The sequence below is a fragment of the Alkaliphilus metalliredigens QYMF genome, from assembly GCF_000016985.1.
Lineage (GTDB): Bacteria > Bacillota > Clostridia > Peptostreptococcales > Natronincolaceae > Alkaliphilus_A > Alkaliphilus_A metalliredigens.
This window is the reverse complement of the sequence record NC_009633.1, coordinates 3,491,778-3,515,680: the sequence shown is the minus strand read 5'-3', so window position 1 is coordinate 3,515,680 and position 23,903 is coordinate 3,491,778. Positions and strand designations below refer to the sequence as shown.

At 36.5% G+C, this 23,903-nt stretch carries 21 protein-coding genes; 11 read left to right on the top strand and 10 right to left on the bottom strand.

Annotated features, from left to right (window positions below):
• Positions 1-5: 5 nt before the first annotated feature.
• The 3 genes from AMET_RS16915 to AMET_RS16905 all read left to right on the top strand — a co-directional run bounded on the left by AMET_RS16915 (position 6) and on the right by AMET_RS16905 (position 2,432).
• Positions 6-953 carry an NAD-dependent epimerase/dehydratase family protein gene (locus AMET_RS16915; RefSeq protein WP_012064533.1) on the top strand — a complete coding sequence of 316 codons (948 nt, stop codon included), beginning with the start codon at positions 6-8 and terminating at the stop codon, positions 951-953.
• Entirely contained in the window at positions 950-1,933 is a 984-nt protein-coding gene (locus AMET_RS16910; RefSeq protein ID WP_012064532.1) for a glycosyltransferase, read from the top strand. Before AMET_RS16915 ends, AMET_RS16910 begins: the two co-directional genes overlap by 4 nt.
• A gap of 124 nt (positions 1,934-2,057) precedes the next feature.
• Complete coding sequence (locus AMET_RS16905; protein ID WP_157047281.1) at positions 2,058-2,432, top strand: hypothetical protein; 375 nt, start codon at positions 2,058-2,060, stop codon at positions 2,430-2,432.
• A 51-nt stretch (positions 2,433-2,483) separates the two neighbouring features.
• Here the strand turns inward: AMET_RS16905 and AMET_RS16900 are convergent, their stop codons facing one another.
• Complete coding sequence (locus AMET_RS16900; protein WP_012064530.1) at positions 2,484-3,791, bottom strand: nucleotide sugar dehydrogenase; 1,308 nt, start codon at positions 3,789-3,791, stop codon at positions 2,484-2,486.
• A gap of 39 nt (positions 3,792-3,830) precedes the next feature.
• The gene (locus tag AMET_RS16895; protein ID WP_012064529.1) at positions 3,831-4,982 is read right to left on the bottom strand and encodes a DegT/DnrJ/EryC1/StrS family aminotransferase; all 1,152 of its coding nucleotides are present in this window, start codon (positions 4,980-4,982) and stop codon (positions 3,831-3,833) included.
• A 574-nt stretch (positions 4,983-5,556) separates the two neighbouring features.
• On the opposite strand from AMET_RS16895, the gene AMET_RS16890 reads away from it, so the two are divergent.
• From AMET_RS16890 to AMET_RS16880, 3 genes are all read left to right on the top strand, one after another.
• Entirely contained in the window at positions 5,557-8,148 is a 2,592-nt protein-coding gene (locus AMET_RS16890; RefSeq protein WP_012064528.1) for an NTTRR-F1 domain, read from the top strand.
• Positions 8,149-8,453: 305 nt separating this feature from the next.
• Entirely contained in the window at positions 8,454-9,416 is a 963-nt protein-coding gene (locus tag AMET_RS16885; protein ID WP_012064527.1) for a glycosyltransferase family 2 protein, read from the top strand.
• Between the two features lie 286 nt (positions 9,417-9,702).
• Positions 9,703-10,497: a CsxC family protein gene (locus tag AMET_RS16880; RefSeq protein ID WP_012064526.1), complete on the top strand. Its 795-nt coding sequence runs from the start codon at positions 9,703-9,705 to the stop codon at positions 10,495-10,497.
• A gap of 64 nt (positions 10,498-10,561) precedes the next feature.
• Here AMET_RS16880 and AMET_RS16875 read toward each other — a convergent pair whose 3' ends face one another.
• From AMET_RS16875 to AMET_RS16860, 4 genes are all read right to left on the bottom strand, one after another.
• Positions 10,562-11,215: a hypothetical protein gene (locus AMET_RS16875; RefSeq protein WP_012064525.1), complete on the bottom strand. Its 654-nt coding sequence runs from the start codon at positions 11,213-11,215 to the stop codon at positions 10,562-10,564.
• A 164-nt stretch (positions 11,216-11,379) separates the two neighbouring features.
• Positions 11,380-11,721: a hypothetical protein gene (locus AMET_RS16870; RefSeq protein WP_012064524.1), complete on the bottom strand. Its 342-nt coding sequence runs from the start codon at positions 11,719-11,721 to the stop codon at positions 11,380-11,382.
• 65 nt (positions 11,722-11,786) lie between these two features.
• Positions 11,787-12,083 carry a hypothetical protein gene (locus AMET_RS16865; RefSeq protein WP_012064523.1) on the bottom strand — a complete coding sequence of 99 codons (297 nt, stop codon included), beginning with the start codon at positions 12,081-12,083 and terminating at the stop codon, positions 11,787-11,789.
• A 34-nt stretch (positions 12,084-12,117) separates the two neighbouring features.
• Entirely contained in the window at positions 12,118-12,396 is a 279-nt protein-coding gene (locus AMET_RS16860; protein ID WP_012064522.1) for a hypothetical protein, read from the bottom strand.
• A 207-nt stretch (positions 12,397-12,603) separates the two neighbouring features.
• Here AMET_RS16860 and AMET_RS24485 point away from each other — a divergent pair, with 207 nt between their 5' ends.
• The 3 genes from AMET_RS24485 (at position 12,604) to AMET_RS16845 (ending at position 15,902) form a co-directional block, all read left to right on the top strand.
• Positions 12,604-13,359 (top strand): CAP domain-containing protein, encoded by a 756-nt coding sequence (locus tag AMET_RS24485; RefSeq protein WP_012064521.1) that lies wholly within the window; start codon positions 12,604-12,606, stop codon positions 13,357-13,359.
• Positions 13,360-13,629: 270 nt separating this feature from the next.
• Positions 13,630-14,790, top strand: a complete 1,161-nt coding sequence (locus AMET_RS16850; RefSeq protein ID WP_012064520.1) for a YheC/YheD family endospore coat-associated protein — start codon at positions 13,630-13,632, stop codon at positions 14,788-14,790.
• A gap of 11 nt (positions 14,791-14,801) precedes the next feature.
• Complete coding sequence (locus AMET_RS16845; protein WP_041720967.1) at positions 14,802-15,902, top strand: YheC/YheD family endospore coat-associated protein; 1,101 nt, start codon at positions 14,802-14,804, stop codon at positions 15,900-15,902.
• Between the two features lie 167 nt (positions 15,903-16,069).
• Here the strand turns inward: AMET_RS16845 and AMET_RS16840 are convergent, their stop codons facing one another.
• On the bottom strand, positions 16,070-16,843 hold the full coding sequence (locus tag AMET_RS16840) for a D-alanyl-D-alanine carboxypeptidase family protein (RefSeq protein WP_012064518.1): 774 nt from the start codon (positions 16,841-16,843) through the stop codon (positions 16,070-16,072).
• A gap of 47 nt (positions 16,844-16,890) precedes the next feature.
• Positions 16,891-18,102 carry a UDP-N-acetylmuramoyl-tripeptide--D-alanyl-D-alanine ligase gene (locus AMET_RS16835; RefSeq protein ID WP_012064517.1) on the bottom strand — a complete coding sequence of 404 codons (1,212 nt, stop codon included), beginning with the start codon at positions 18,100-18,102 and terminating at the stop codon, positions 16,891-16,893.
• Between the two features lie 51 nt (positions 18,103-18,153).
• On the opposite strand from AMET_RS16835, the gene AMET_RS16830 reads away from it, so the two are divergent.
• Complete coding sequence (locus AMET_RS16830; RefSeq protein ID WP_242661312.1) at positions 18,154-19,539, top strand: YheC/YheD family endospore coat-associated protein; 1,386 nt, start codon at positions 18,154-18,156, stop codon at positions 19,537-19,539.
• A gap of 211 nt (positions 19,540-19,750) precedes the next feature.
• Here the strand turns inward: AMET_RS16830 and AMET_RS16825 are convergent, their stop codons facing one another.
• Entirely contained in the window at positions 19,751-21,151 is a 1,401-nt protein-coding gene (locus AMET_RS16825; protein ID WP_012064515.1) for a YheC/YheD family endospore coat-associated protein, read from the bottom strand.
• Between the two features lie 59 nt (positions 21,152-21,210).
• Entirely contained in the window at positions 21,211-22,539 is a 1,329-nt protein-coding gene (locus tag AMET_RS16820; protein WP_012064514.1) for a YheC/YheD family endospore coat-associated protein, read from the bottom strand.
• 106 nt (positions 22,540-22,645) lie between these two features.
• Between AMET_RS16820 and AMET_RS16815 the strand changes: the two genes are divergently transcribed.
• Positions 22,646-23,854, top strand: coding sequence for an ATP-grasp domain-containing protein (locus tag AMET_RS16815; protein WP_012064513.1), 1,209 nt, complete (start codon positions 22,646-22,648; stop codon positions 23,852-23,854).
• The last annotated feature ends 49 nt before the right edge of the window (positions 23,855-23,903 follow it).

The window sequence follows — 23,903 nt, the reverse complement described above, 5'->3', positions numbered from 1 at the left end:
CTGTGATGTTTGGCAATGTATTAGTAACTGGTGGTGCTGGCTTTATTGGTTCGCAACTGATAAGAAAAATCCTACCCTTGAGCCAGCACATCTATGTAATTGATGATTTATCCACGGGACGGAGGGAAGCGATTCCCATCTCTCCTAAAATCACTTTTATTGAAGACAGTATAACAAATAAAAAAGTATTAAAAAATATTATACCAAAGGTAGAGTATGTTTTTCATTTGGCCTGTTCCAATATTTTGAAGTCTGTTGATGATCTGGATCTGGATTTTCATACCAATTTGCTAGGTGGGTTTTTATTGCTCCAAAGTGCTAAAATTTACGGTTCCAATTTAAAGCGGTTTGTTTATGCTTCCACTACCTCCATCTATGGTGATGCAGCGAACATTCCCACAACAGAAGATTATTATAAGATTAGTTTGCCCTATGCAGCTAGTAAGTTTTCCACTGAGCATTATTGTAGTGTTTACTATCATATGTATCAGCTTCCGGTGACAGTATTGCGTCTGTCTAACGTTTATGGTCCCGGCCAAACTTCATCAAATCCTTATTGTGGAGTAGTCGCTAAGTTTTTTGAAGCTGTGGAAAAAAATGAACCCCTAGTGATTTATGGTGATGGACACCAAACTCGGGATTTTACCTTTATCGAAGATGCACTAGACGCATTTTTACTTGTTACCATAAATGAGGAAGCTATCGGTCAGGTCTATAATGTTGGGACAGGAATGGAAACGCCAATTATTAAGCTAGCAAAGGAAATAAAGACAGTGACAGGATCCACACAAAATCTAAAGGCGTTTAAGGGAAAGCGGCCCGTTGATATCGTAGCAAGACGAAATATAGATTCTTTGAAAATTCAAATGGAATTGCAGTGGAGAATTAATCATTCTCTTTCTGAAGGGCTGGAAAAAACCTTCAAATGGCTAGAGGAGGAAAAAATTCGATGAAGGTTTTCCACGGTATTATAGAGATTGCTGGACAAATGGGAATTTTATGTGGTGCCCTAAAGAAAAAAGGAAATATAGCTGTTGGATATAATACTTTTCATTCTTATTTAGGCTATCAGGATCATCTTATTAACACCGATGCTGTTGAGTTACGCAAAGATTTTAAGCATATTCTTAACTTCTATGATCTGTTCCATTATCATTATGCTAGTACTATATCGGGACAGTTTAAAGATTTAAAATGGATTAAACGTAAAGGTAAAAAAGTCATTATGCATCACTGGGGAAATGATGTACGCTTTCATGACATGGCTCGATTGAATAATCCCTATGTTTATACAGGGGATTCCCCCTCTAATGAAGAAATTCATCGGAAGCTATCAATTATTTCAAAATATATATCCCAAGCCATTGTTCAGGACTATGAAGTGCTACCCTATGTAGAAAAGTATTATCAAAAAGTACATGTTTTACCTTTAGCCATTGACCTAGGTAAATTTTCGCCATCCTATCCCAATGTAGGAAAAAAAAGACCTCTCATATTACACGCACCAACAAATCCAGACTTTAAGGGGACTGCCTTTATCGAAAAGGCAATTGATGAATTAAGGTCTACCCACGACTTTGACTATAGACGGATAGAAAAAATGAGTCATGAGCAGGTGGTTACCCTTTATAAAGAAGCAGATATCATTGTGGACCAAATCCGATGTGGTTCATACGGGCTTTTAAGTGTTGAATCTATGGCACTGGGAAAACCGGTCATTACTTTTATACGCCCGGATCTAGTTAATAAGTTTCCGCCTAATCTACCTATCGTCAATGGAAATCCTGATAATGTGAAGGAAAAAATAAAAATGTTATTGGAAAGTCTAAGCGAAAGGAAACGTTTGGGTGTTAAAGGAAGGAAGTATGTTGAGCAGGTTCATGAAAGAACTGTCGTGGTAAATAAATTACTATCTATTTATTCTCAATTGTAGTGTAAGGGGTGATGACAAAACAAATCTTGCACTATAGCAGGTAGTTGTAACCATGATTTTAAGTGAAGGAAGGTGATTTATGTTGATCTCTCTAGAGAAGAAAATGTTCTTTCTACCTAGCAGGATGTTTATAAAAAAAGATAAATTATTTGTTTCTTTTAATTTAGCGGGCATCCCCCGTGATATGAATGTCACTTCCATGGTCCTTCACGTACCACTTTTGTCATTTTCAACATCCACCACTGTGTATATAAAGGAGATTACAACAGGGTGGAGCGAGAAAGCCATGAAGAAAGGCGATTTTCCTCTTCGTTCTAAAGAAAAACAAATCCTAAAATGCGCCCCGGGGCAGGAAGAAATCATCATTGATATGACAGGCTTTGAAAAAAAGTGGCGTTTAAAGGAAAGGGATAATTATGGTATTTATATTAGATTAAAAAATAAGGACATTAAATACATCAAAAGCAATCCGACTTTTTTAATCATAGATACTATATAAGTAAAAAGAGAACTCCTGTTTTCACAAGGGGTTCTCTTTTTACTTATACGATTACATAAGAATGACGTTGTTTTCTCGATCTGGAATGTTCTTTGTGATATTTCGCGTATCAATAATCTTCTCTGCCGTTTTAACAAGCCAATGATAATCTATTTTAGAATGGTCAGTGGCAATTAACACAATATCTACACCTTGGATAGTAATTTTATTGAGGGGAACTGATTGTAACACTTGAGATGCAATTTCAATTTGATCCACATAAGGATCGTGGTAGGAAATATCGATACCGTCTTTTAGTAGCAACTCTACTATTGAGATGACAGGAGACTCTCTACAATCAGGGGTATCTTTTTTATAGGCCATACCAAGAATCAGTACTTTGGATTTAGAGGGTGCGATGCCAATTGCATTAAGCCCACGTAATACTTTTTCTCTCACAAATTCAGGCATCCTCCTGTTTATTTCCCCTGCTATACCAATAAATTTGGTAATAAAATTGTATTCACGAGCCTTCCACTCTAGATAATGGGGATCAATGGGAATACAGTGACCACCTACACCAGGACCAGGATAAAAGGCCATAATACCAAAAGGCTTTGTGAAAGCAGCATCCAAAACTTCCCATACACTAATATCCATTTTATCACATAGGAGAGCCAGCTCATTAACTAAGGCGATGTTGATGGCCCGAAAAGTATTTTCATGAACCTTGGACATTTCTGCCACCTTAACATTCGAGACAGAGACCACATGCTCAATAAACTGTTCATAAAAACATTCTGCCACATCAAGTGATTGGGGACCGATTCCACCCACAACCTTGTTAATATTTTTAGTCATGAAGTTTTGATTACCTGGATCAACTCTCTCGGGTGAATGGCATAAATAGAAGTCTTTTTCCACCACTAAACCTGAGGTTTCTAATATCGGTAGAATTATTTCTTCGGTAGTGCCTGGATATATAGTAGACTCGATACATATTAATTGTCCCTTTTTTAAAATACTGACAATATTGTGTGCAACATTTTCGATATGTTGAAGATCCGGAGTTAGATTTTGGGTTAACCCTGTGGGAACACAAACAACAATAATATCCACATCTTTTACAGAAGAATAATTAGTTTCTGCCCTAAGCTTCCCCGATGAAATCAGCTCCTCAAGTTCTTTATCTTTTGTATCCAAAATATAATTCTCACCATTATTAACTTGTTGAACGCGGTTTTGATTATGATCAATACCGGTAACCGAAAAGCCTGTTTTTGCGGACTCAATTGCCAAGGGTAAACCAACATAACCTAAACCAATAACACAAATATGGGCATTTTTCTTTGTTATCTTTTCTTTCAATATATGATTCATTATATTACACCTCTTTTTGTTTCATCTATGATTAAAAAGCTATCTTGCAAAAAAGTCTGCGATTTTATCAACAACAATTGCAACTTCTTCGTCAGTCAGTTCTGGAAACATGGGTAATGATAAAACTTCATTACAAGCAATTTCGGATACTGGAAAATCACCTTGGGAGTAACCCAGGGAAGAATATACTTTTTGTAAATGTAATGGAATTGGATAATAAACTGTGGAGGCAATTCCCAAGCTTCTTAAATAGTCTTGTAGTTGGTGGCGTTCACTGGTTTGTATTGTGTACTGATGATACACATGGTAAGCATAGTCTGGTTCCTGAGGCAGTTTTACCGATAACCTACCCGTTTTTATGTGTTCTTGAAAAAGACTGTTATATAATAGGGCGATTTCCCGTCGTCTTTGGGTCCAAAGCTCAGTATATTTAAATTTAAGGTTTAAAATAGCTGCTTGTAGTTCATCTAATCTACTATTATATCCCAGTATGTCATGGCAGTATTTACGTTTGGCTCCATGGATTCTTAAGAGCTTTATTTGGTCAGCTATTTGAGGGTTTTTGGTAACAACCATACCGCCATCACCAAAAGCACCTAAGTTTTTAGTTGGGAAAAAGCTAAAGCAACCGGTATCCCCAAAAGAACCTACCCTTTGGCCATGATACTTGGCTCCTATGGCCTGGGCTGCATCCTCTATCACCCTAAGCTTATTTGATTTAGCCACTTGAGTAATCAGATCCATTTCAGCCGGGCAACCAAATAAATGAACAGGGATGATGGCTTTGGTTTTTTGTGTTATTTTTTCTTCTATCAAATTTGCATCAATATTCCAGGTTTCAGGATCTATATCAACAAAAACTGGCTTAGCACCTACTCTACTGATTGAAGCGGCAGTAGCAAAAAATGTGAATGGGGTTGTGATGACTTCATCTCCAGAACCTATGTCACAGGCCAGTAGAGATAGATCAAGGGCATCGCTCCCACTGGCGACACCAATGCCATAGTGAGATTGACAAAAGCTAGCTATCTTATCTTCTAAAGCCTTTACATTTTCATAAAGTACAAAGATACCCCCATCAACAACATGTAAAAAGCATTCAAGTAGTTCTTTCTGTAGTGCATTGTTTTGACGACAGAGAGTAAAGCTGGGGATATTTACTTGATTGATTTGAGTTAACAAATCGTTCATTGATTCACTCAGTCCTTTCTGCTGTTTTTTTATATAATAGGAAAGTTGTGCTTTCCTATTATATAAAAAACAGGGGTTGAAAGGGGAAACATTCCCCTTCCTCATTCAGGAGGGTGCTCAGACTGTGGAAACAGTCGTCGAAGGGGACCTAGGGTCCCCTATAAGCAGGCAACCAATTTAGTTTTCTAAATTGTGTTGATCGCTTAGTTGTTTCATCCAGCGAAAGCGTCGGAGACGCTCTTTTTATACAATATATGAGTAGCACATTATAATTGATACTTAATTGTCTTCTATTTGACTTCAATAGATTGCTTTGCTTTTATGATCTTGCATTCTTATCTCATATAGTATATGTGAAACATGGATGGCTGTTCCTTTTGATGTATTGAGCTAACATAAAAAGACAATTGCAATTCTGAAGACTGAAAATATAAGTAGCATAAAGAGAACTACTCAATTGTTGGCCTATTTTGATTCTAAAGAGGTTTTGAATGTGCTAAACTTCCCAATATATCATATATGTAACACATATAAGGCAGGCACATATAATGTTGGTGAAAAGGGGTGATGAATTATGTCAATCAACGATTTAATAATTAATGGTGGTTTTGAAACAGGAACTTTTTCACCATGGGTTCCATTTAATGCAACCATAACTTCTCAATTTAGTCATTCTGGCTTTTTTGCTGCAAGATTGGCAGGTGGAGCAGTCAACTCATTTGTTTATCAAATCGTTCCTATAAATGAAGGTGAAAGCTTTCAGTTGCTTGTGTCTTTATCGAAGGTTGGAACAGCGCCTAGTCCGCCAGTATCATTATCTATACCCTATTATGATGTAAACTTTAACTTTATTGGCTATGGGCTGATTACCAATATACCAGCTAACGGAATTACTAGTGTTGATGAGCAAGATTGGCTTGTCGTATATGACGTTACTGCTCCTGTGCCAGCAGGTGCAACACAAGCCCTTGTACTAGTAAATAAATTAACACATGCAGGCAGTGCAGATATAATTGTAGATGATGTATCTTTATTGGAAGTAGAAAACGGTACAGGTACAACGGGTCCAACAGGCCCGACCGGACCGACGGGAGCTACGGGGCCAACTGGAGAAGATGGGGAAGACGGAGCCACAGGGGCTACTGGTCCAACGGGAGCTACGGGGCCAACTGGCGAAGATGGAGCAACTGGTGCCACAGGTCCAATGGGAGCCACAGGGCCAACAGGAGATGATGGAGAAGATGGAGCCACAGGGGCCACAGGTCCAACGGGAGCCACGGGACCAACTGGCGAAGATGGGGAAGATGGAGTCACAGGTGTTACTGGTCCGACGGGAGCCACAGGGCCAACTGGAGAAGATGGAGCAACTGGTGCCACAGGTCCAACGGGAGCCACAGGGCCAACAGGAGATGATGGAGCCACAGGGGCCACAGGTCCAACGGGAGCCACGGGACCAACTGGCGAAGATGGGGAAGATGGAGCCACAGGTGCCACTGGTCCAACGGGAGCCACAGGGCCAACTGGAGAAGATGGAGCAACTGGTGCCACTGGTCCAACGGGAGCCACAGGACCAACTGGAGAAGATGGGGAAGATGGAGCCACAGGTCCAACGGGAGCTACGGGACCAACTGGAGAAGATGGGGAAGACGGAGCCACAGGAGCCACAGGGGCCACAGGTCCAACGGGAGCCACGGGACCAACTGGCGAAGATGGAGAAGACGGAGCCACAGGGGCTACTGGTCCAACGGGAGCTACGGGGCCAACTGGGGAAGATGGAGAAGATGGAGCCACAGGGGCCACTGGTCCGACTGGAGCCACAGGGCCAACTGGAGAAGATGGAGCAACTGGTGCCACTGGTCCAACGGGAGAAGATGGGGAAGATGGAGCCACAGGTCCAACGGGAGCTACGGGACCAACGGGAGAAGATGGGGAAGATGGAGCCACAGGTCCAACGGGAGCTACGGGACCAACTGGAGAAGATGGGGAAGATGGAGCCACAGGTCCAACGGGAGCTACGGGGCCAACTGGAGAAGATGGGGAAGACGGAGCCACAGGAGCCACAGGGGCCACAGGTCCAACGGGAGCCACGGGACCAACTGGCGAAGATGGAGAAGACGGAGCCACAGGGGCTACTGGTCCAACGGGAGCCACGGGGCCAACAGGAGAAGATGGAGCCACAGGGGCCACTGGTCCGACTGGAGCTACGGGACCAACCGGAGAAGATGGAGAAGATGGAGCAACAGGGGCCACTGGTCCGACGGGAGCTACGGGACCAACCGGAGAAGATGGAGCAGATGGAGCCACAGGGGCTACTGGTCCAACGGGAGCCACGGGGCCAACAGGAGCAGATGGAGCCACAGGGGCTACTGGTCCAACGGGAGCCACGGGGCCAACAGGAGAAGATGGAGCCACAGGGGCCACTGGTCCGACGGGAGCTACGGGACCAACCGGAGAAGATGGAGAAGATGGGGCCACAGGTGCCACAGGTCCAACGGGAGCCACAGGGCCAACAGGAGATGATGGAGAAGATGGAGCCACAGGGGCCACAGGTCCAACGGGAGCTACGGGACCAACAGGAGAAGATGGAGAAGATGGGGCCACAGGGGCCACTGGTCCAACGGGAGCCACGGGACCAACAGGAGAAGATGGAGAAGATGGAGCAACAGGGGCTACTGGTCCAACGGGAGCTACGGGACCAACTGGAGAAGATGGAGAAGATGGAGCAACTGGTGCCACTGGACCTACTGGACCAACAGGACCAGATAATGGAGTTGATTTATTTTTCTCTAATGAAACAGAATCAATAACTGTGTTTCCTCCAATAGACACAGAAGTAACTGTAGTTAGCACTTTGGTTGACGTGGAAATCGGAGAGATTCTTAAAATTGATTATGTCCTGTCGGTAGATTCATTAACCACAGCAAACTCCAACCAAGTATTGGAAGCACGACTTTACCGTGATAATAACTTACTAAGCACAAGGATTATACAGAGAAATATTCAGGCAGCAGGAGTACAACGTCTCCTTGTAGCAGATACTTTTGCCTATGTTGTAACCATTGAAGGTTTAGCAAACTATAATGTAAGAATAATTTATACCACTGCTACTAATGTTACCTCTGCTGATGCAATCCACCGCAATTTAAATATCATAGAATTTCATTAGAGAATTGCAGCTGTGGGATGCTATGATAGGCCAGTCTATCATCAATAAAAAAAATAGGTGGTAGAACAGCACTGTTAGGTATAGTAGCAGCAGTAGCATTGATGATGGAGAAGGTTGTAAAACGTCAAGATTAACGGGTCGATATTCTTTGGTTCTGTATGAACTTTAGGGATGTATTTGATAGATAATGACCCTCAGAATGTTATAATTGACATTAAATATGTTAAAGTTGTGGATGCCTTCTGCAAGGTAGGCATCCTTTTTAAAAGGATTTAACTTCAATAATAAAAGAAAGGGATGATGGGATGATTACCATAAGTTTGTGTATGATTGTAAAAAACGAGGAAGAATTACTTAGTCGTTGCCTAGATACGATTAAAGATATAGTTGATGAAATCAATATTGTTGATACTGGTTCCACAGACCGAACAAAAGAAATTGCTGCTCAATATACGGACCGTATTTTCTACTTTGAGTGGATTGACAATTTTGCAGCTGCTAGAAATGAATCCTTTAAATATGCCACAAAAGATTACATTTTATATCTGGATGCAGACGATGTGATCTCAGAGGAAAATCGAGTTAAATTGAAAAAATTAAAAGAGACCCTTGATCCCTCAGTAGATTCAGTCTCCATGTATTACGATGCGGGTACTGATGCCTATGGTAATGTTACATTAAGATACCGGCGTAATCGACTTGTGAAGAGGGAAAAGAATTATAAATGGAAGGGTGACTGCCATCAATATTTAGATGTTCATGGGAAGATTATCAATTCAGACGTTGCGATAACGCATAAAAAAATTCGCCACGCTGTGGGGCGTACGGTTTCGATTTATGAAAAAAAGATAGAACGGGGAGATACATTTACACCAAGAGACTACTTTTACTATGGAAATGAGTTAAGAGAAAACAAACACTATCAAAAAGCAATAGAAAGCTATAGTAAAAACATATCGTTGAAAGAAGGTTGGATAGAAGATAAGATATTTGCTTGTATCTTTCGAGCAGACTGCTATCGTTATCTGGGAGATATGAACAATGAATTATCTTCCCTATTTGACTCTTTTAAATTTGCACCACCTAGAGCTGAGGCATGCGCTCGTATTGGCTATCACTTTCACCGGCAGAAGAGTTATAAAACAGCTGCTTTCTGGTATGAATTGGTACCCAACAAGTTCCAGATCCTAATAGGTGGAGCTTTATTTATATGGCATATTATACCTGGTACCCTCATCTGCAATTATGCGTTTGTTACTATAATTTGAAGGAATATGAAAAATCTTATTATCATAATGAACAGGCTAGAAAGTACCGACCAGAGGATAAACGGATGCAGGACAATAAAAAAATACTTGAGGAAAGGATGGGAACAAATCACAAATAATGAATCATTCACAACCTAATTATTTTTGACAAATATCAATAAATATATATGAACTTATGGTTTGTTAGATGTAACAAATTTAAGATAGTAGAATATGATGAAGTAGGAAAAAGAGACAAGGTCTTAATTCCTAAAATCCCATTTAAAGAGAAAGGAGCATAAAAATTATGTCCCAATACTATAACAGAAAACGACCTGTTAAAAAGTTTCCATATCCTCCTAAAAAGGATTGTATAAAGATTGAAGGTGGAGCTACTAGTAACTGTGAAAATACAATAGTGCCAATAGCTGGCTTAACTACAGGTGCTGTGGCCAAGATCCCTGTTGTTCTTGCTGAATTCACTGTTCAAATAGATGTTGACTCCATTGTAAAGCTTCCCGAAGATGCATTAGAGATTAAACGAATTAAAAAACGATTAATGGTCACTCAGTGTTTACTAATACAAGATACCAATAAGTTGTTCATCAAAGGCGTTGTTCGCAAGAATATTGAATATGCTACAGCTGGCAAGTGTTCAAATTCACAAGGGGTTTGCGGAGATATCCGCCATTGCACAATAGATGTTCCTTTTCAATGTGTAACACCGATTAACTTTAATGGTATTGAACCATTGCCAGTAGTGAACTCAACTAGTAATGAGTTTCAATATTTTAGTGAGCAAGATTTAAAAGCACCTGAATTTGCTAATAAAGATAAATTACTTTCTGGTGATTTCTCCGAGTTTAACCAAAATAGTACAGAATATTATAATGAACTTCCCTTCTGTGAATTAGTGAGTAGTAGAATTATCGAATTTGATGAGTTTCTTAATCGAAGAACTCCAGTGAATAGCAAAATACCTTTTGCAGAAAAAGTATTTGATGAAATTGAGGAAAAGATGGTTATTTTTTTAACTTTAAAATTGCTTCAGAATCGACAGGTGGTAATTGGAGCGGTGGCACCAAGACCATGTCGTAAATAGGATAATAAATCTTTCCAATTAAATAAAAAAGGAGTCATTTTGGATGACTCCTTTAATAATTTGATTAGAAGCATTGATCTGGTGGAAGTGGAGGGCAAACTCCTGGTAATGTAACGCATGGTGCGGGTACACAAAAGCCATAACTTGGCACTAGAAGCTGTACTCTTAAAATAGCCTTTGCAACTAAACATACCTGAATGTCGCAAGAAATGGTATATTCTAATTCTTCATCAATTTCATCTACATCAGTAACAACACAGTTACATGCTAACAAGACACTTTCGCTACAGTCTAAATCAACACCTTCAGGGATACAAAGGGTGACGGTCTTAACAAATGTAAAAGTTCTTTCGATTTCATCGTCTTCATCATTTGTTGCTTCTGGGTTGGTAAGGGTAATTGGAACATTTACAGAGAAAGTGATTGTGAAGAAACCATCTCCTACTGGAACGCGACTGATTTCATTACAAGTAATTTCTGCACCTTCCTGTAGTGCACATAAAACGGAATCTCCCTGTACAAGTCCTGTTCCAAATTCATCTGAATCAGTTGTTACGTCTCGAGTTCGGTCATCTACTTGGAAGCAACTATCGTATACCTTGTCAACTACAATACATTCAATTATGCTAGGTGGTGGACATACTGGAAGTCCTGTCACTGGATCAATGGGGCATTGGCCAGGCTGAATTGGCGTTTGAGCTTTCTTTACTTCAGACATGTTATATATTCCTCCTTTATTTTTTTTAACTAAGTTAAATCTATTTTAACTTATACTACATACTATTAATTGAAACAGTGTTTTGCTACAGATTGAAGATGCTTTTAATTTTTTTATTTATATTCATCTACAGGGTATTAAGCCATCCAGGCTTAGCACTTTTTTCAGAAGCGATTAACATATCGATATCCCATTCTTGATAAACGATACACAATTTCTTCTAAGCTGGTTTGAAGTTGGTTATAGGCGATGGATATTTTTTTCTGTTGTAAGGGAGTGATATCCTCTACACCTACAATTTCCTTAAGGGCCACAGCTATACGATTGTAGTCTTCATTGGTATTGAGGTTTGTAATGTTCATCGTAACTGAAATGATCGCATTGGAAGTTTGATCTGCCTGATGCTTTTTTAATAACTCACTGTACTTTGGTGGCGTGAATGAAGTAGAAAACTCTTCTTTTATTTTTTCTCTTGTTTTAGATAATTGATCTCTGTATAAACTCATTAGATGCCTCCTTGTGGACCTAGTATGATTTAGGCAGGTACCTACCTGCTATTTTTATTGACGCATCAGCCACCTTTTTTTTGCGCTTTAGGTGTGTAGGTATGATTTCTTTTAACACCTAGTCTATAGCCTAACTGGCCAATTAAATAATGAATGGCAGTTATATTAAAAATAGATGGATTGTAGGTGATATCAAGTGTGTTTTTTTTTGTGAAGGGTCCTATATTTTTAATACCATTATGTTGTTGTAATGCTTCAACAATGCGTGTGTAATCCTCATTTGATGTCATATTGCTAATGAACAAGGTCATTGACGCAGTTCTCTCCTGTTGAAATTGATGAATACGTTTATAAATAGACAAGTTAGTCCCCCCTGGTAAGTATAGAAATTCCTATTTAAATTAAGGATTCTACTCTTTTGAAATCTAGCTTTTTTAACTGAAATTGATAGTCCATAAAGCTTGGGCTAATGATATTTTCGTAGTATGTGACGATTACTTTTTCACTGGCAGGAATAACCTCTATTTTCAAAGTATGAAGGCCAATACAATCATAAATTCTTTGTTTAACATGGTCCTCAGCTACTTGCTTAATGATATAGATGACCTGCTTTGCATCCCCAAGCTGAAATTTTTCTTGTCTAGCATCGATATACATTCTTCCTTTGGGTTTCAAATCTATTTCACCCCTTTATCTTAAATTCCTAGTGCTTTAGTATATTAGAGTTAATAATTAAAGGTGACAGAAAAAAGTATATTATAGTTTGTGAATATAAGACCAATTCTGAATTACCAATACTATCCTTTGGTTTTGTCGTATTTTGTCGAGTATAATGGTATGGAGACATAGATTCATATCATAAAAACAATAGGGGGAAAGACATTGAAAAATTTACTTAAGAAAATAGTAACGATTACACTTGTCATGGTATTTCTAAGTCAAGTGACCACAACAGCATATGCCTCGTGGGGACTGCAAAGACGGCTTCAGGACCAAAATAAGACTATCAGCACCGCACCAAGTACACCGAACAACATAGCACCACAAGGGCAACCACAAGCACAACGTAATACATATGCTCCAAGTCCCTCAGTAGCACAAGAAAGCAATCAAAACCAATCCACAGCTGACTTGATTCGCGGTATGCGTAACAATCCATCAGCATCACAAAGTAACACCACCACCACCAACAACACTAATAACAATCCTGCACCATTACCTTCACAGCCGACTCCACCAGTCAGCAATCAAACAAATTTATCTGGTGTAGAAAGCACAATGCTAGATATGATTAATCAGGAAAGAAGAGAACATGGACTGTCACCTCTAAAATTACATGTGAAATTGACTGATGTGGCTAGAGTGAAAAGCCAGGATATAGTTGATAATAACTATTTCGCTCACACCTCCCCTATACATGGGTCTTTTTATCAAATGGTATCTAATGCGGGTATTTCTTATAGACAAGTAGGTGAAAATCTTGCTAAGGCAGGAGATGTTCGAAGAGCGCATATGATGCTAATGGGGAGCATCGGTCATAGAAATAATATTTTAAGTGAATCATTTACTCACATAGGAATAGGGATTTCTAGAGATAGTCATGGTATTGTGGTTACTCAATTGTTTATACGGCAGTAGTCCATTGGAGTATTTTATATTGGGTAATGAAAAGTTAAAAAACAAATCGACTTGTTTAATAAGAGATGACCTTCTATGTAACTACATAGGAGATCTTCTCTTATTTTTATGCTGGTATTAAATATTTCCATATTGTACACTGTTTTATCTCATCAGCATAATATATAGTGTAATTCCAATGAGAGCGAGAAGACCCCAAGGGGTTAAATGTATTTTGTGTATACAAAACACCGATGTGTATGTATTTAATTTATTATGGAGGTTTGTTCAATGGGTGATAGTGATAAAAAGGATGACAACTTAAATCAGATTAATCAGCTAAGCTCAGAAAAGGAACTGGCTAAACCCATAATGGGGATTCTAATTAAAGCTAATCATATTAAGAGAATGCTCTCTAAACAGCAGCCACTTTCAAAACATGCAAAGTTTATAGAAGCAAATGAACAAATACAGATGTTGCTTTATTTCTTTTCCATTGATGATTTCCATATCAATAAACCAATTGTAAGAGGTGTTCATTATAACCAAGAAACCGACAAATGGGAAAAGAAAAAATTGCCTTATCCAGACATCATTTATAAGGCCTATGGATCAAAAAACAAGAAAGACTTAAGTCTTAAATTTATAAACCGTATAAAAGAATTCGATATTAAATTAATCAATTATCTATATTGTTTTAATAAGTGGGAGATCTATGAGCATTTATCGGACTATCAAAATATTTCACCTCATTTACCATTATCTGTATTGTATGATAGTCCTGATTCTTTAAAAAAAATGTTAGCGATTAGTCATAAGGTGTACTTAAAGGCGTGTCAGAGCGGGAAAGGAAGAGGCGTCGTATGCGTAGAGCAGTTACCAGAAGGTAGATACACCTATCGTTACTTTATCGATGGATTATATGAGAATGAAGCGAAGGGCTTCGACAGTCTGATACATGAAATATTATTATTTTATAAAAACAGGAAATTTATAGTACAGCAAGCCATCGATTTAATAAAAGTAGAAGGTAAAATCATTGACATGAGAGCAGAATTACAAAGAAAAGACAACGGAAAGATTGTGATAACAGCCATTGCTGTTCGGGTTAGTAATCATAATTCTCCAATCACAACCCATGGAGAGAGCTATACTTTTCAGTATTTTTTTAAACATTTCATGGATTATTCGGAAGTGGAAATTGCAAAGTTAGAAAGTAGAATAATAAAATTTCTAAAAATGATATATCATGCCATCGAAGCATCCTATGGACAAAGTGGAGAGCTTTCTATGGATATTGGTTTGGATAGCAATGATCACCTATGGTTCATTGAAAGTAATGCGTATTCTAGCAAAGCATCTTTCCATCATGCTTATGATGAAAGAGAAATTCAACAATCATATTTGAATTTATTGGAATACGCCATTTTTTTATATAGTGAAGATAGTTAGGAGGAGAAGTGTTGAGTAGATATAAAACAAATTTAAACTCAAAACAACCTATTTTAGGGGTGTGTGCTGCGGAGCGTACAATAAAGCGACTTTTGAAGCAAAAAGAAACAGAAAAAATCACATCCATTAAAGAAGCAAATAAGTATGCAAATATAAGCCTGTATTTTTTTTCAGCTAAGGACGTTGATACTAAAAGAAGAAGGATTAGAGGTGTTTATTATAATGAAAAAAAATCCCTTTGGGAAAAAGCACAGTTTCCTTATCCGAATCTCATATATAAAACCAGTGTTTTAACTGATAAATTAAGAGTGCACTTACTGAAAAAAAAAGTTAAACCGTTAAACTATCTAAATGGATTTAATAAATGGGAGGTTTATAATAATTTATCAAGAGATGAAAGATGTAAACAGTATTTACCATTAACAATTATGTATAACAGTCCAAATGACTTATTTGAAATGTTGAAAACAACTGATACAGTATATTTAAAAGCTTGTGTAGGCCGTCAAGGCAAGCAAGTGATTCGTGTCATTAAATTGCCTGAAGGAGGATACGAACTTAGTTATCTAAAAGATAGATTATATGTCCATAAGATAGATAACGACAATGATGTAGTCAATAAAATTCAGAGCTTCTTTGGTGAAAAAAAGTTTCTGATTCAACAAGCGATTGATCTAATCACAATAGATAAAAAAATTGTAGACCTAAGGGCAGAAGTACAGAAAAATGGTAAGGGACAAATAACAGTAGCAGGGATTCCAGTCCGAATGAGTCAAAATAATGCACCAATAACAACACATGCCCAGAGTTATAGCTTTGATTATTTTTTCAAACATATTATGAACTATTCAGATATTGAAGTTAAAGAATTAAAAAATAAATTAAATCAATTTTTAAATATTACCTATCAATCTATAGAAAAAGATTATGGACCCATTGGAGAAATCGGGATAGATATTGGTTTAGACAAAAAAGGTCATCTGTGGTTTATAGAGTGTAACTCGCAGTCTAGAAAAGTATCTTTTTTCAAAGCCTATGATAAGAAGACAATCAATGAATCATCCTTAAATTTATTGGAATATGGAAAGTATAGAATTAAAAGAAACGTGTAACAGCTTTAAAATTGAAATCAGTCCCATTTTAAAGAAACTATACTAATCATAAAGCTCCTCCCTGGTAATTTATCACAATGTTTACCAGGGAGGAGCGCAATAGGAGTCGGAGCTATTTCCCTTTCACTAGGAAATACCACTCTTTACTTTTTCAATTTTCCCGTAATTTATGTTAAGAGAGAGGCTTTGAACCCATAATTAAGCATTTCTATAACTTCTTTATCTCTGACAGCTTTTCTAGGTTCTCCTAAAACAACTGCTATTAATCTAACATTGTCTTTGAGAGCAGTTGCAGCCAAGCAACAACCAGCTAAAGGAGTATACCCAGTTTTCAAACCATCTACTTCAGGTATGGTTCCAATTAATTTATTGGTATTTACTAGCTTTTGCAACTGGTTGTCTTCTTTTCTAATGTAATCATATTTTAATCTTGAGTATTTTAATATCTCTTCTCTTCTTAATGCCATACTTACCATTTTAACGATATCAATAGCTGAAGAATAGTGGTTATCTTCAAACAAACCATGAGAATTTACAAAATGTGAATTTTTAAGACCTAAGGTCTTCGCTTTTTGATTCATTTTATCTATAAAATTATCCATGGTTCCAGAAAGATGCTCTGCTAAAGCAATAGCGGCATCATTTGCTGAGGCAATAATCATCGACTTAAACATATCTCCTACAGGTAATTTCTCCCCAGGCTTTAAATGAATTTTAGAGCCATATAGTGAAGCTGCAGCAGGACTCATTTCCACCTTATCGGTCCATTTTATTTTCCCCGCATCGATACCATCTAATAGGACCAGCATCGTCATTAATTTTGTGATACTGGCTATAGGGAGTCTTTTAGTAGCATGCTTTTGAAACAACACCTTATTATTAGGGCTAGCTTTAAATAAAATGGCAGCCCTTGCATTCTGTGCAAGGATAGTCTTTCCCATTGAATCCCTCCTCAATATCTTTTTAAAATGATATATATACATAACGACTACTTTGAGAAATTTTTTAATAAATAATTCAGTGTTTTATTCATTTGCATAAGCTTAGATCCTTTAACAAGAATAGCCATATTCGGTTTAATCAGCTTTTGCAGATATAAATGCATTTTATTGCGACTTTTAGTAAATAGTAAAATTCTGGAAGGGGGGTATCCAGCTTCGACTGCACCTTTTCCAATCCATCGGGCTTCTTTGCCAATGATCACTATTTTATCTACCTTGTTCTGAGCTAGGTATTTGCCAACTTCTTTATGACCCTCAATTGAATATTCTCCTAACTCCAACATGCTCCCTAATATAACTAACTTTTTTTTGATTTTCCCTAACTCAACCAGTACATCTATAGCAGCTTTAGTTGCTTCTGGATTAGCACTATAACTATCATCAAGGATAACTAACCCATTAGGAAGCTCGTAATGGTTTAATCTACGGACTGGTACCTCGTAATTCTTTAAACCTACCTTTATCTCTGAAGGGGAAAATTTTTGATGATGAGAAACGCCGATAGCAAATAATGCATTAATTACATTATGGTAGCCAAAAGTAGGAATAAAGAAATCCTCCAGCTGATCATCTAATTTAACCTGAAATGTCATGCCTTGGTCTACATATTTTATATTAACAGCTTGATAGTCTGATTTATTTTTAATGCTAACTGTAAAGATCTCACCTTTAAAACCTTTTATCTGTAATAGTTTTGAATTATTATCATCGTTATTAATATATAAAATTCCCTCGGGCTTCATATACTTGATAAGCTCTGACTTTGCTTTAGCAGTTAGTTTGATACTGTTTCCAAATACACCGTAATGAGCAGAGCCTACATTTGTAATCACAGCAATATTGGGTTGGATATGGCTGCAATGCATTTTACCTGTATTTGCTTCGCCCATTCCAAACTCTAAGACGACTCCTTGATGCCATGGCTTGATCATACGAGCATGCTTTTGAGTGTTTTTCTGAAAATTTTTATTTTCTTTTGATTTAAAGATCTTCCACTTCGTTTGTAATATTGAGGCAAGCATCTCTTTAGTAGTGGTTTTACCAGCGCTACCTGTAATTGCAATAGTGGGAACTGTAGGTATGACTTGGCTCATGTAAATTAACCCCCTTTGATTTTGCTCTTTATTAAATGAGGATACGTAGTCAGTATAATTTATGAGAAATGAGCAATGATGTGAAACTTTTTTTAAAATAAACAAGTTTATTGTTTTATTTTCATAATGTCATCTGATCCCTACCAATAGGAACCTATGGAAACATTTGAAAAGGACTGCATAGAATGTATAAATAAAAAAACTTTAGGAGTGAACAAAATGAAACTTCTTTGGCTAAAATCACTAAAACCAAATGAAATGGCATTAAATATAAGTTTATTTAAAAAGTTAAAACAACCCAAGATAATTATCCTACACTTTGGTATGTTGATAATGAAATTCAAAGTTATCATCAAAAATAACCTATCTGATGATACAATCGGTTTGCCAAAGAATTTTTCTAATAAGTATACAATTCCTACAAATATTCCTTATGATGTTTATTGTAAAGCTGGAGAGATTTATCTTGGCCCCGTGATCGCATTTGTTTCAAGGGGGGGCTTCAAACAGTTGAAAAAACAAAAATACATTAGAAGTTTACCCTCCTTTTTAGACTATAATTCTATCAAAGGATTGATTATTATTTGCACAAAAGGCTCTATTGATGTGGACTCAGGTATGATAAAAGGATACTACTTTGATCCAAGGGCTACCGATTCGGAACTTGAATGGAAATATGGAGAATTTCCACTTCCAAATGCTATATTGAACCATTCTTTAATGAGTCAAGAAAAAATTTCTGCTTTGCGTAAGAAAATGGGGGACAAAGTTTTTAATTCCTATTGGTTAAATCTTGATAAGTGGGAAACCTGGGAGTTTTTATCTAATAATCCAATGTTAAAAGATCATTTACCATACACGGAGAAATTTTTAGGGTTTAAGCAATTGAATTATTTACTAGAAAAATACAGTTCTATTTATCTTAAACCAGCGAAAAGAGCACGGGGGATAGGTCTTATGAAATTGGATAAAGATAACACAGGAATATCTTTGGTTGATTATAAAAAGAAAAAATACTATTTTAATGATAATCAGAGTCTTGCTTTATTCTTGAATAATAAGTTGGCCATACCCTACATTATTCAGCAAGCAGTTTATTTCAAAAAAAATGATCGTCATGTAGATTTTAGATTAATTTTACAAAAAAATAGCAAAAAAGAGTGGTCTCTCACTGGCTTAATAGCAAGAATCGCCCAGGAAGGAAGTATCATTACAAATAAAAAAGGAAGAGAAAAATCTATTCTTGGAAGAAAAGCATTAACAAGTATTTTTAAAGTGAGTGAGGAAAGGGCAAAAAAAATTGAAGTGGATATGACTCAAGTTGTTATAGAGACAGTTAAAATGTACGAAAGGAAAGGGTATCATCTCGGGGATGTGGCGGCAGATATAGCTGTAGATTCCAACCTTAAGGTCTGGTTGCTAGAACTGCAATTGAATTACGGAGTAAATGCAAGAACCATTGAAGGTTTACGTGATTTTTTTGAAAAAGTGATATCTGTTCCCTTCAAATATGCTAAGGCATTAGCAGGATTTGAGAAGTAAGAATAAGTTATATAGGGGCATTGAGACGATAAAAAGAAAGGGGAAATGAACAACCCCTCCAAAGCAATCTGGGTGAGATTAACTAAAAGAGGGGTTTGCCTTGATAATTACAAGAACATCCGCTATTACTGCTTTAGCTAATAATCAAGCATATTTTCATTTGGACTATTTGTGATTAATAACCACGTCTATAAAATGAGGTACCGTCATCTCATTGACTTTCAATAAACCCAGCTAATGCTTTAGCATATTTAAATGGTGTTGTTGCAACATTTACAAAGAAATTACGTAATCCTTTTGTACGCCATCCATTGATACTATAATATAATTGCAATTCTAATAGCCAAATATTAAAATTTGAATCTAAGGCTATGTCTGCAACCACATCTCCTAAATGGTAGCCAAGTTTTTCATACATTTCAACTGTTTTAATAACGACATTAGTCATTTCTGTTTCAATCTTTTGAGTTCTTTCTTCACTAACGCCATAAATAGATGTTAATGCTGTTCTTCCAGAAATCATCTTTTGTCTACCACGTTTATTCGTAATAATACTTCCCTTATGAGCAATTCGTGCAACTAAACCTGTGAAATGCCATTCCAAATTACTATTTTTTTGCAAAACCAATCTGAAATCCACATGATGATCATTTTTTTTGAAATGAACTGATTGTTGAACAATATAAGATGTTGTTAATTTATTTCCCAAAAATTGAGACAAGAGAGGACTATTTGTCTTAAAATGGGCTGATTGTTGAGCTATAGAAGCGATTCTAGTTTTTAAAAATTGAGACAACTCTTGATAATTGCTAAAGGAATGTTTTTTACGGTTATTATCAATCAAAGTGATACCAGTCTTTGTTTTATCCAGCTTCATGATCCCCATACCGCCACCATCGTTACAAGGTTTGAGGTAAAGAGAGCCATATCTATTAAGAAGAGATTTCAGTTGTTTTGTGCTAGTATATTTTTCGGTATAGGGTATATATTTTTTTAACATATCATTTTGGGATAAGAATTTCCATGTATTCCATTTATCAAGATTTAGTAAATAAGTATTAAAAATTCTATTTCCTATTTTATTTTGTATAGCAGTAACTTTCTTTTGAGACATAAATGAATGATTAAATATCGCATTTGGAAGTGGAAATTTGCCATATTTCCATGCATTTTTAAGATTCTTAGCCTTTGGATCTAAATAGTAACCTTCAACTATACCAGAGTCTACATCTATAGACTTTTCAGTACAGGTAACAATTAATCCTTTGATAGATGCATAGTCTAAAAACATAGGCAAGTTAAAAGCGTAAGATTTTCTTTTAAATTGCTTAGAGCCCAATGATACATGAAGAATTATAGGGCCAATATAAAGTGCACCCTCTTTGAAGTAGGTTTCATAGGGTATATCTTTCGGAATGGTATATTGATCTGTAAAGTTCATTGGTAAACCTATTGTTCCTTCTGAGAGCTCATTATTGATCAGAACAGCTAAACTAACTTCTAGCATCCCATAATGAACGACAATCTTTTGAGGTTGCAATAATTCTTCATATAAATTACTATTAATAGCTATATTATTTGATTCTAGTGAATTCAACCACGATACTTCCATTCTATACACTCCTTTATTTTGGACTCTAGTTTACCATTTCTCAAGACTTCATGATTAAGTCATCGTGACAATTGAATAAAGCCCGATAAGGCTTTAGCGTATCTAAGTGGCGTGACTTTGATCTCTGTATAGACTTCAGGTGGAAGGTTTTTAGATATTCCATGATTTAATTGGAGCTCTAATAACCATAAATGTAGACTAGAGTCTAAAATAATATCTGCTGCCACATCTCCAATATGCATTCCTTTTTTTTCATAAATATCAATAGCTCTTATTGTTAAAATAATCATTTTTTTTTCTACTTTAACTGCTTGTTCTTCACTCATATTATAAATAGAAATGAGTGCCTCTCTTCCATCTATCAGTTTTTCTCTACTTCGACGGTTTGTGATCACACTACCTGGCTGAGAAATCTTAGCAAATGAGCCTTTGAAGGACCATTCTTTATCCTTATCTCTTTGTAGAATAACCCTAAAATCAACCATCTTTTTTTCTACACGAAATGGTACTGCTTGTTGTATAATTGATGGTTTTGATAACTTCGTATTTAGAAAATCATCTAAGTTTTTATAATCTTCAAAGTAATATCTGTTTTTTCTTTCATCAATTACTAAGATTTTTTTCTCATTTGCTATCTTAGATACATTCAGAATGCCTCTTCCTCTGCATTTGGAAAATGGTTTGAAATAGGCACCGTTATATTTCTTTAAAAACATTTTAAGCTGTTTAATGTCCACATATTTCTCTGTATAAGGTAAATGTTTGATGAGTTTTTTGTCCTTAGATAGCCTTTTCCAGATATTCCATTTATTCAAATTTTGCCAATAGGTATTAAAAATCCTGTCGCCGATTTTTTCTTGTAATATTTTGATTTTTTTCTGGCTGATAAATGAGCGATTAATGATGGCATTTGGAAGTGGGAATTCACCCAACTGCCAAGTACTGCCTGTTTTTCTCCCTTCAGGATTGTAGTAATAACCCTTTATTAAATTTTGGTCTGGATAGATAGAATCTTTAGTACAAATAAAAACTAAGCCTTTTATTGATTGGTACTCTGTCAATCTAGATAAATAAGATGATAAAGTTTTATCGTTTAAGTTCTCAAAATACTTAGTAACAATATGACCGATAACAGGTCCAATATGAATGTCTCCCCCTTTATAATAAATTTCATAGGGGATGTTTGTAGGAATTGTATATTTATCTCCCAAATTTATTGGTAGACCTATGGTTCCTTCTAAAAGATCATCATGGATGACAGTATTTACTTTTGTTTTGAACATTCCAAAATGGACATTCATACTATTAGGCTGATGTAATTTCTTATAGAGGGATAAATTTAATGCTATTTGATTTTGTGCTAGTGAATTTACCCATAAAATTTTCATCTTGTTCACTCCTAAAGTTTTCTTTTTTATATATTCTATGCAACCTTTTTTCATAGGTGTGAATACACTACTATTGAAGAAAGACTTACATGAAAGGGGATACCTTATGAATCCATATAATACTGTTTTACTACCTATTGTTTCACTATCTGATATTTTTGGTAAGGATCTTATATTAAATCCTAGGGCTTCTTTTTCAAATTATGGATGGTTGCCTAAAAACAGAGAAAAACTAGATTTCCTCACGGGGGCACCACTTACCGTAGCTGGTGATATGCCTGTAATTTGTAGTGACTCTGTTGTTTCCCAAGAAATAATATCTTTGCTAAAGAGAGTAAATCTTGAGGTCGCACCTTTTCGACACATATACCATTCAGAGAGGAGTTATCAAGATACCCTAGATTTATTTAACGGTCAAAAAAAGCAAATGGTAGTGAATCATCCTCACCCCAGCTCTGAGATTAATCGAGGCGGATACTGGATCGATCCACAGCTTATCGGATTCTTAAATAACAAAGCCAATTTAGAAAAATTGGTGCCTATAGGACATACTCCTAGGAGAGTGGTAATACACCCTAATGAGATAAGTAAGACAGTCGATCAACTTAAAAAATTGCCTGTAGTAATCAAAGTTGCATCTGATGAGCCAAATGGTGGAGGATACGATGTTGTCATCTGTAAAAGTAAAAAGGATGTTTCTTATGCATACAATTACTTCAATACTTGTAGTACAGTAGTGGTAGAGGAGTATATTGAAATAGAACAAAGTTATAATATTCAGTTCGCAAAAACAATAAAGGGAGACATCATCTATCTTGGTACATCTGAGCAAATAGCTACGGCCGACGGTATTTATATAGGTAATTGGTTTGAAAGAGATCACGAACCACCTGAAAAATTGATGAAAGTAGGTCTTGCTATTATGGAATACGCTTGCTCTCTGGGATTTATCGGGATAGGTGGGTTTGATATTGTTATTTCTAATGATAATCGTCAATTTGTTATTGATCTTAACTTTCGTTTAAATGGATCTACAGCCCCACTACTTTTAAAGGAAAGTATTTTTAGCGCTTATAATGCTTCGATTTTATTATTCCAGAACTGGGATTCACATTTAAAATGGGATGATTTTTTTGCTGTTTGCCAGCAGGCTGTAGAAGAATTAAACTTTATACCTCTAGCGTTCAATAATCCTTTATCCAACTCTAATCCTGATACAGCTTGTTATGTTTCTGGTGTCATATTCGGGTCCTCAAAAGAAGAGATACTAGAAAAGGAGGAATGTTTAAATGTGTGCATGACAAATGTCATGTAAAAGTTATATCGTATAATTAGAAAAAGTATATAAAACTCCTACACAAATT

Excerpts from the sequence above, each read along its gene's own strand:
- AMET_RS16830 (WP_242661312.1), top strand. The coding sequence starts at position 18,154 with ATGGAAACATTTGAAAAGGACTGCATAGAATGTATAAATAAAAAAACT.
- AMET_RS16910 (WP_012064532.1), top strand. The coding sequence starts at position 950 with ATGAAGGTTTTCCACGGTATTATAGAGATTGCTGGACAAATGGGAATT.
- AMET_RS16825 (WP_012064515.1), bottom strand. The coding sequence starts at position 21,151 with ATGGAAGTATCGTGGTTGAATTCACTAGAATCAAATAATATAGCTATT.
- AMET_RS16840 (WP_012064518.1), bottom strand. The coding sequence starts at position 16,843 with ATGGGAAAGACTATCCTTGCACAGAATGCAAGGGCTGCCATTTTATTT.
- AMET_RS16885 (WP_012064527.1), top strand. The coding sequence starts at position 8,454 with ATGATTACCATAAGTTTGTGTATGATTGTAAAAAACGAGGAAGAATTA.
- AMET_RS16905 (WP_157047281.1), top strand. The coding sequence starts at position 2,058 with ATGTTTATAAAAAAAGATAAATTATTTGTTTCTTTTAATTTAGCGGGC.
- AMET_RS16875 (WP_012064525.1), bottom strand. The coding sequence starts at position 11,215 with ATGTCTGAAGTAAAGAAAGCTCAAACGCCAATTCAGCCTGGCCAATGC.
- AMET_RS16895 (WP_012064529.1), bottom strand. The coding sequence starts at position 4,982 with ATGAACGATTTGTTAACTCAAATCAATCAAGTAAATATCCCCAGCTTT.
- AMET_RS16850 (WP_012064520.1), top strand. The coding sequence starts at position 13,630 with ATGGGTGATAGTGATAAAAAGGATGACAACTTAAATCAGATTAATCAG.
- AMET_RS16890 (WP_012064528.1), top strand. The coding sequence starts at position 5,557 with ATGTCAATCAACGATTTAATAATTAATGGTGGTTTTGAAACAGGAACT.
- AMET_RS16880 (WP_012064526.1), top strand. The coding sequence starts at position 9,703 with ATGTCCCAATACTATAACAGAAAACGACCTGTTAAAAAGTTTCCATAT.
- AMET_RS16900 (WP_012064530.1), bottom strand. The coding sequence starts at position 3,791 with ATGAATCATATATTGAAAGAAAAGATAACAAAGAAAAATGCCCATATT.
- AMET_RS16820 (WP_012064514.1), bottom strand. The coding sequence starts at position 22,539 with ATGAAAATTTTATGGGTAAATTCACTAGCACAAAATCAAATAGCATTA.
- AMET_RS16815 (WP_012064513.1), top strand. The coding sequence starts at position 22,646 with ATGAATCCATATAATACTGTTTTACTACCTATTGTTTCACTATCTGAT.
- AMET_RS16915 (WP_012064533.1), top strand. The coding sequence starts at position 6 with ATGTTTGGCAATGTATTAGTAACTGGTGGTGCTGGCTTTATTGGTTCG.
- AMET_RS16870 (WP_012064524.1), bottom strand. The coding sequence starts at position 11,721 with ATGAGTTTATACAGAGATCAATTATCTAAAACAAGAGAAAAAATAAAA.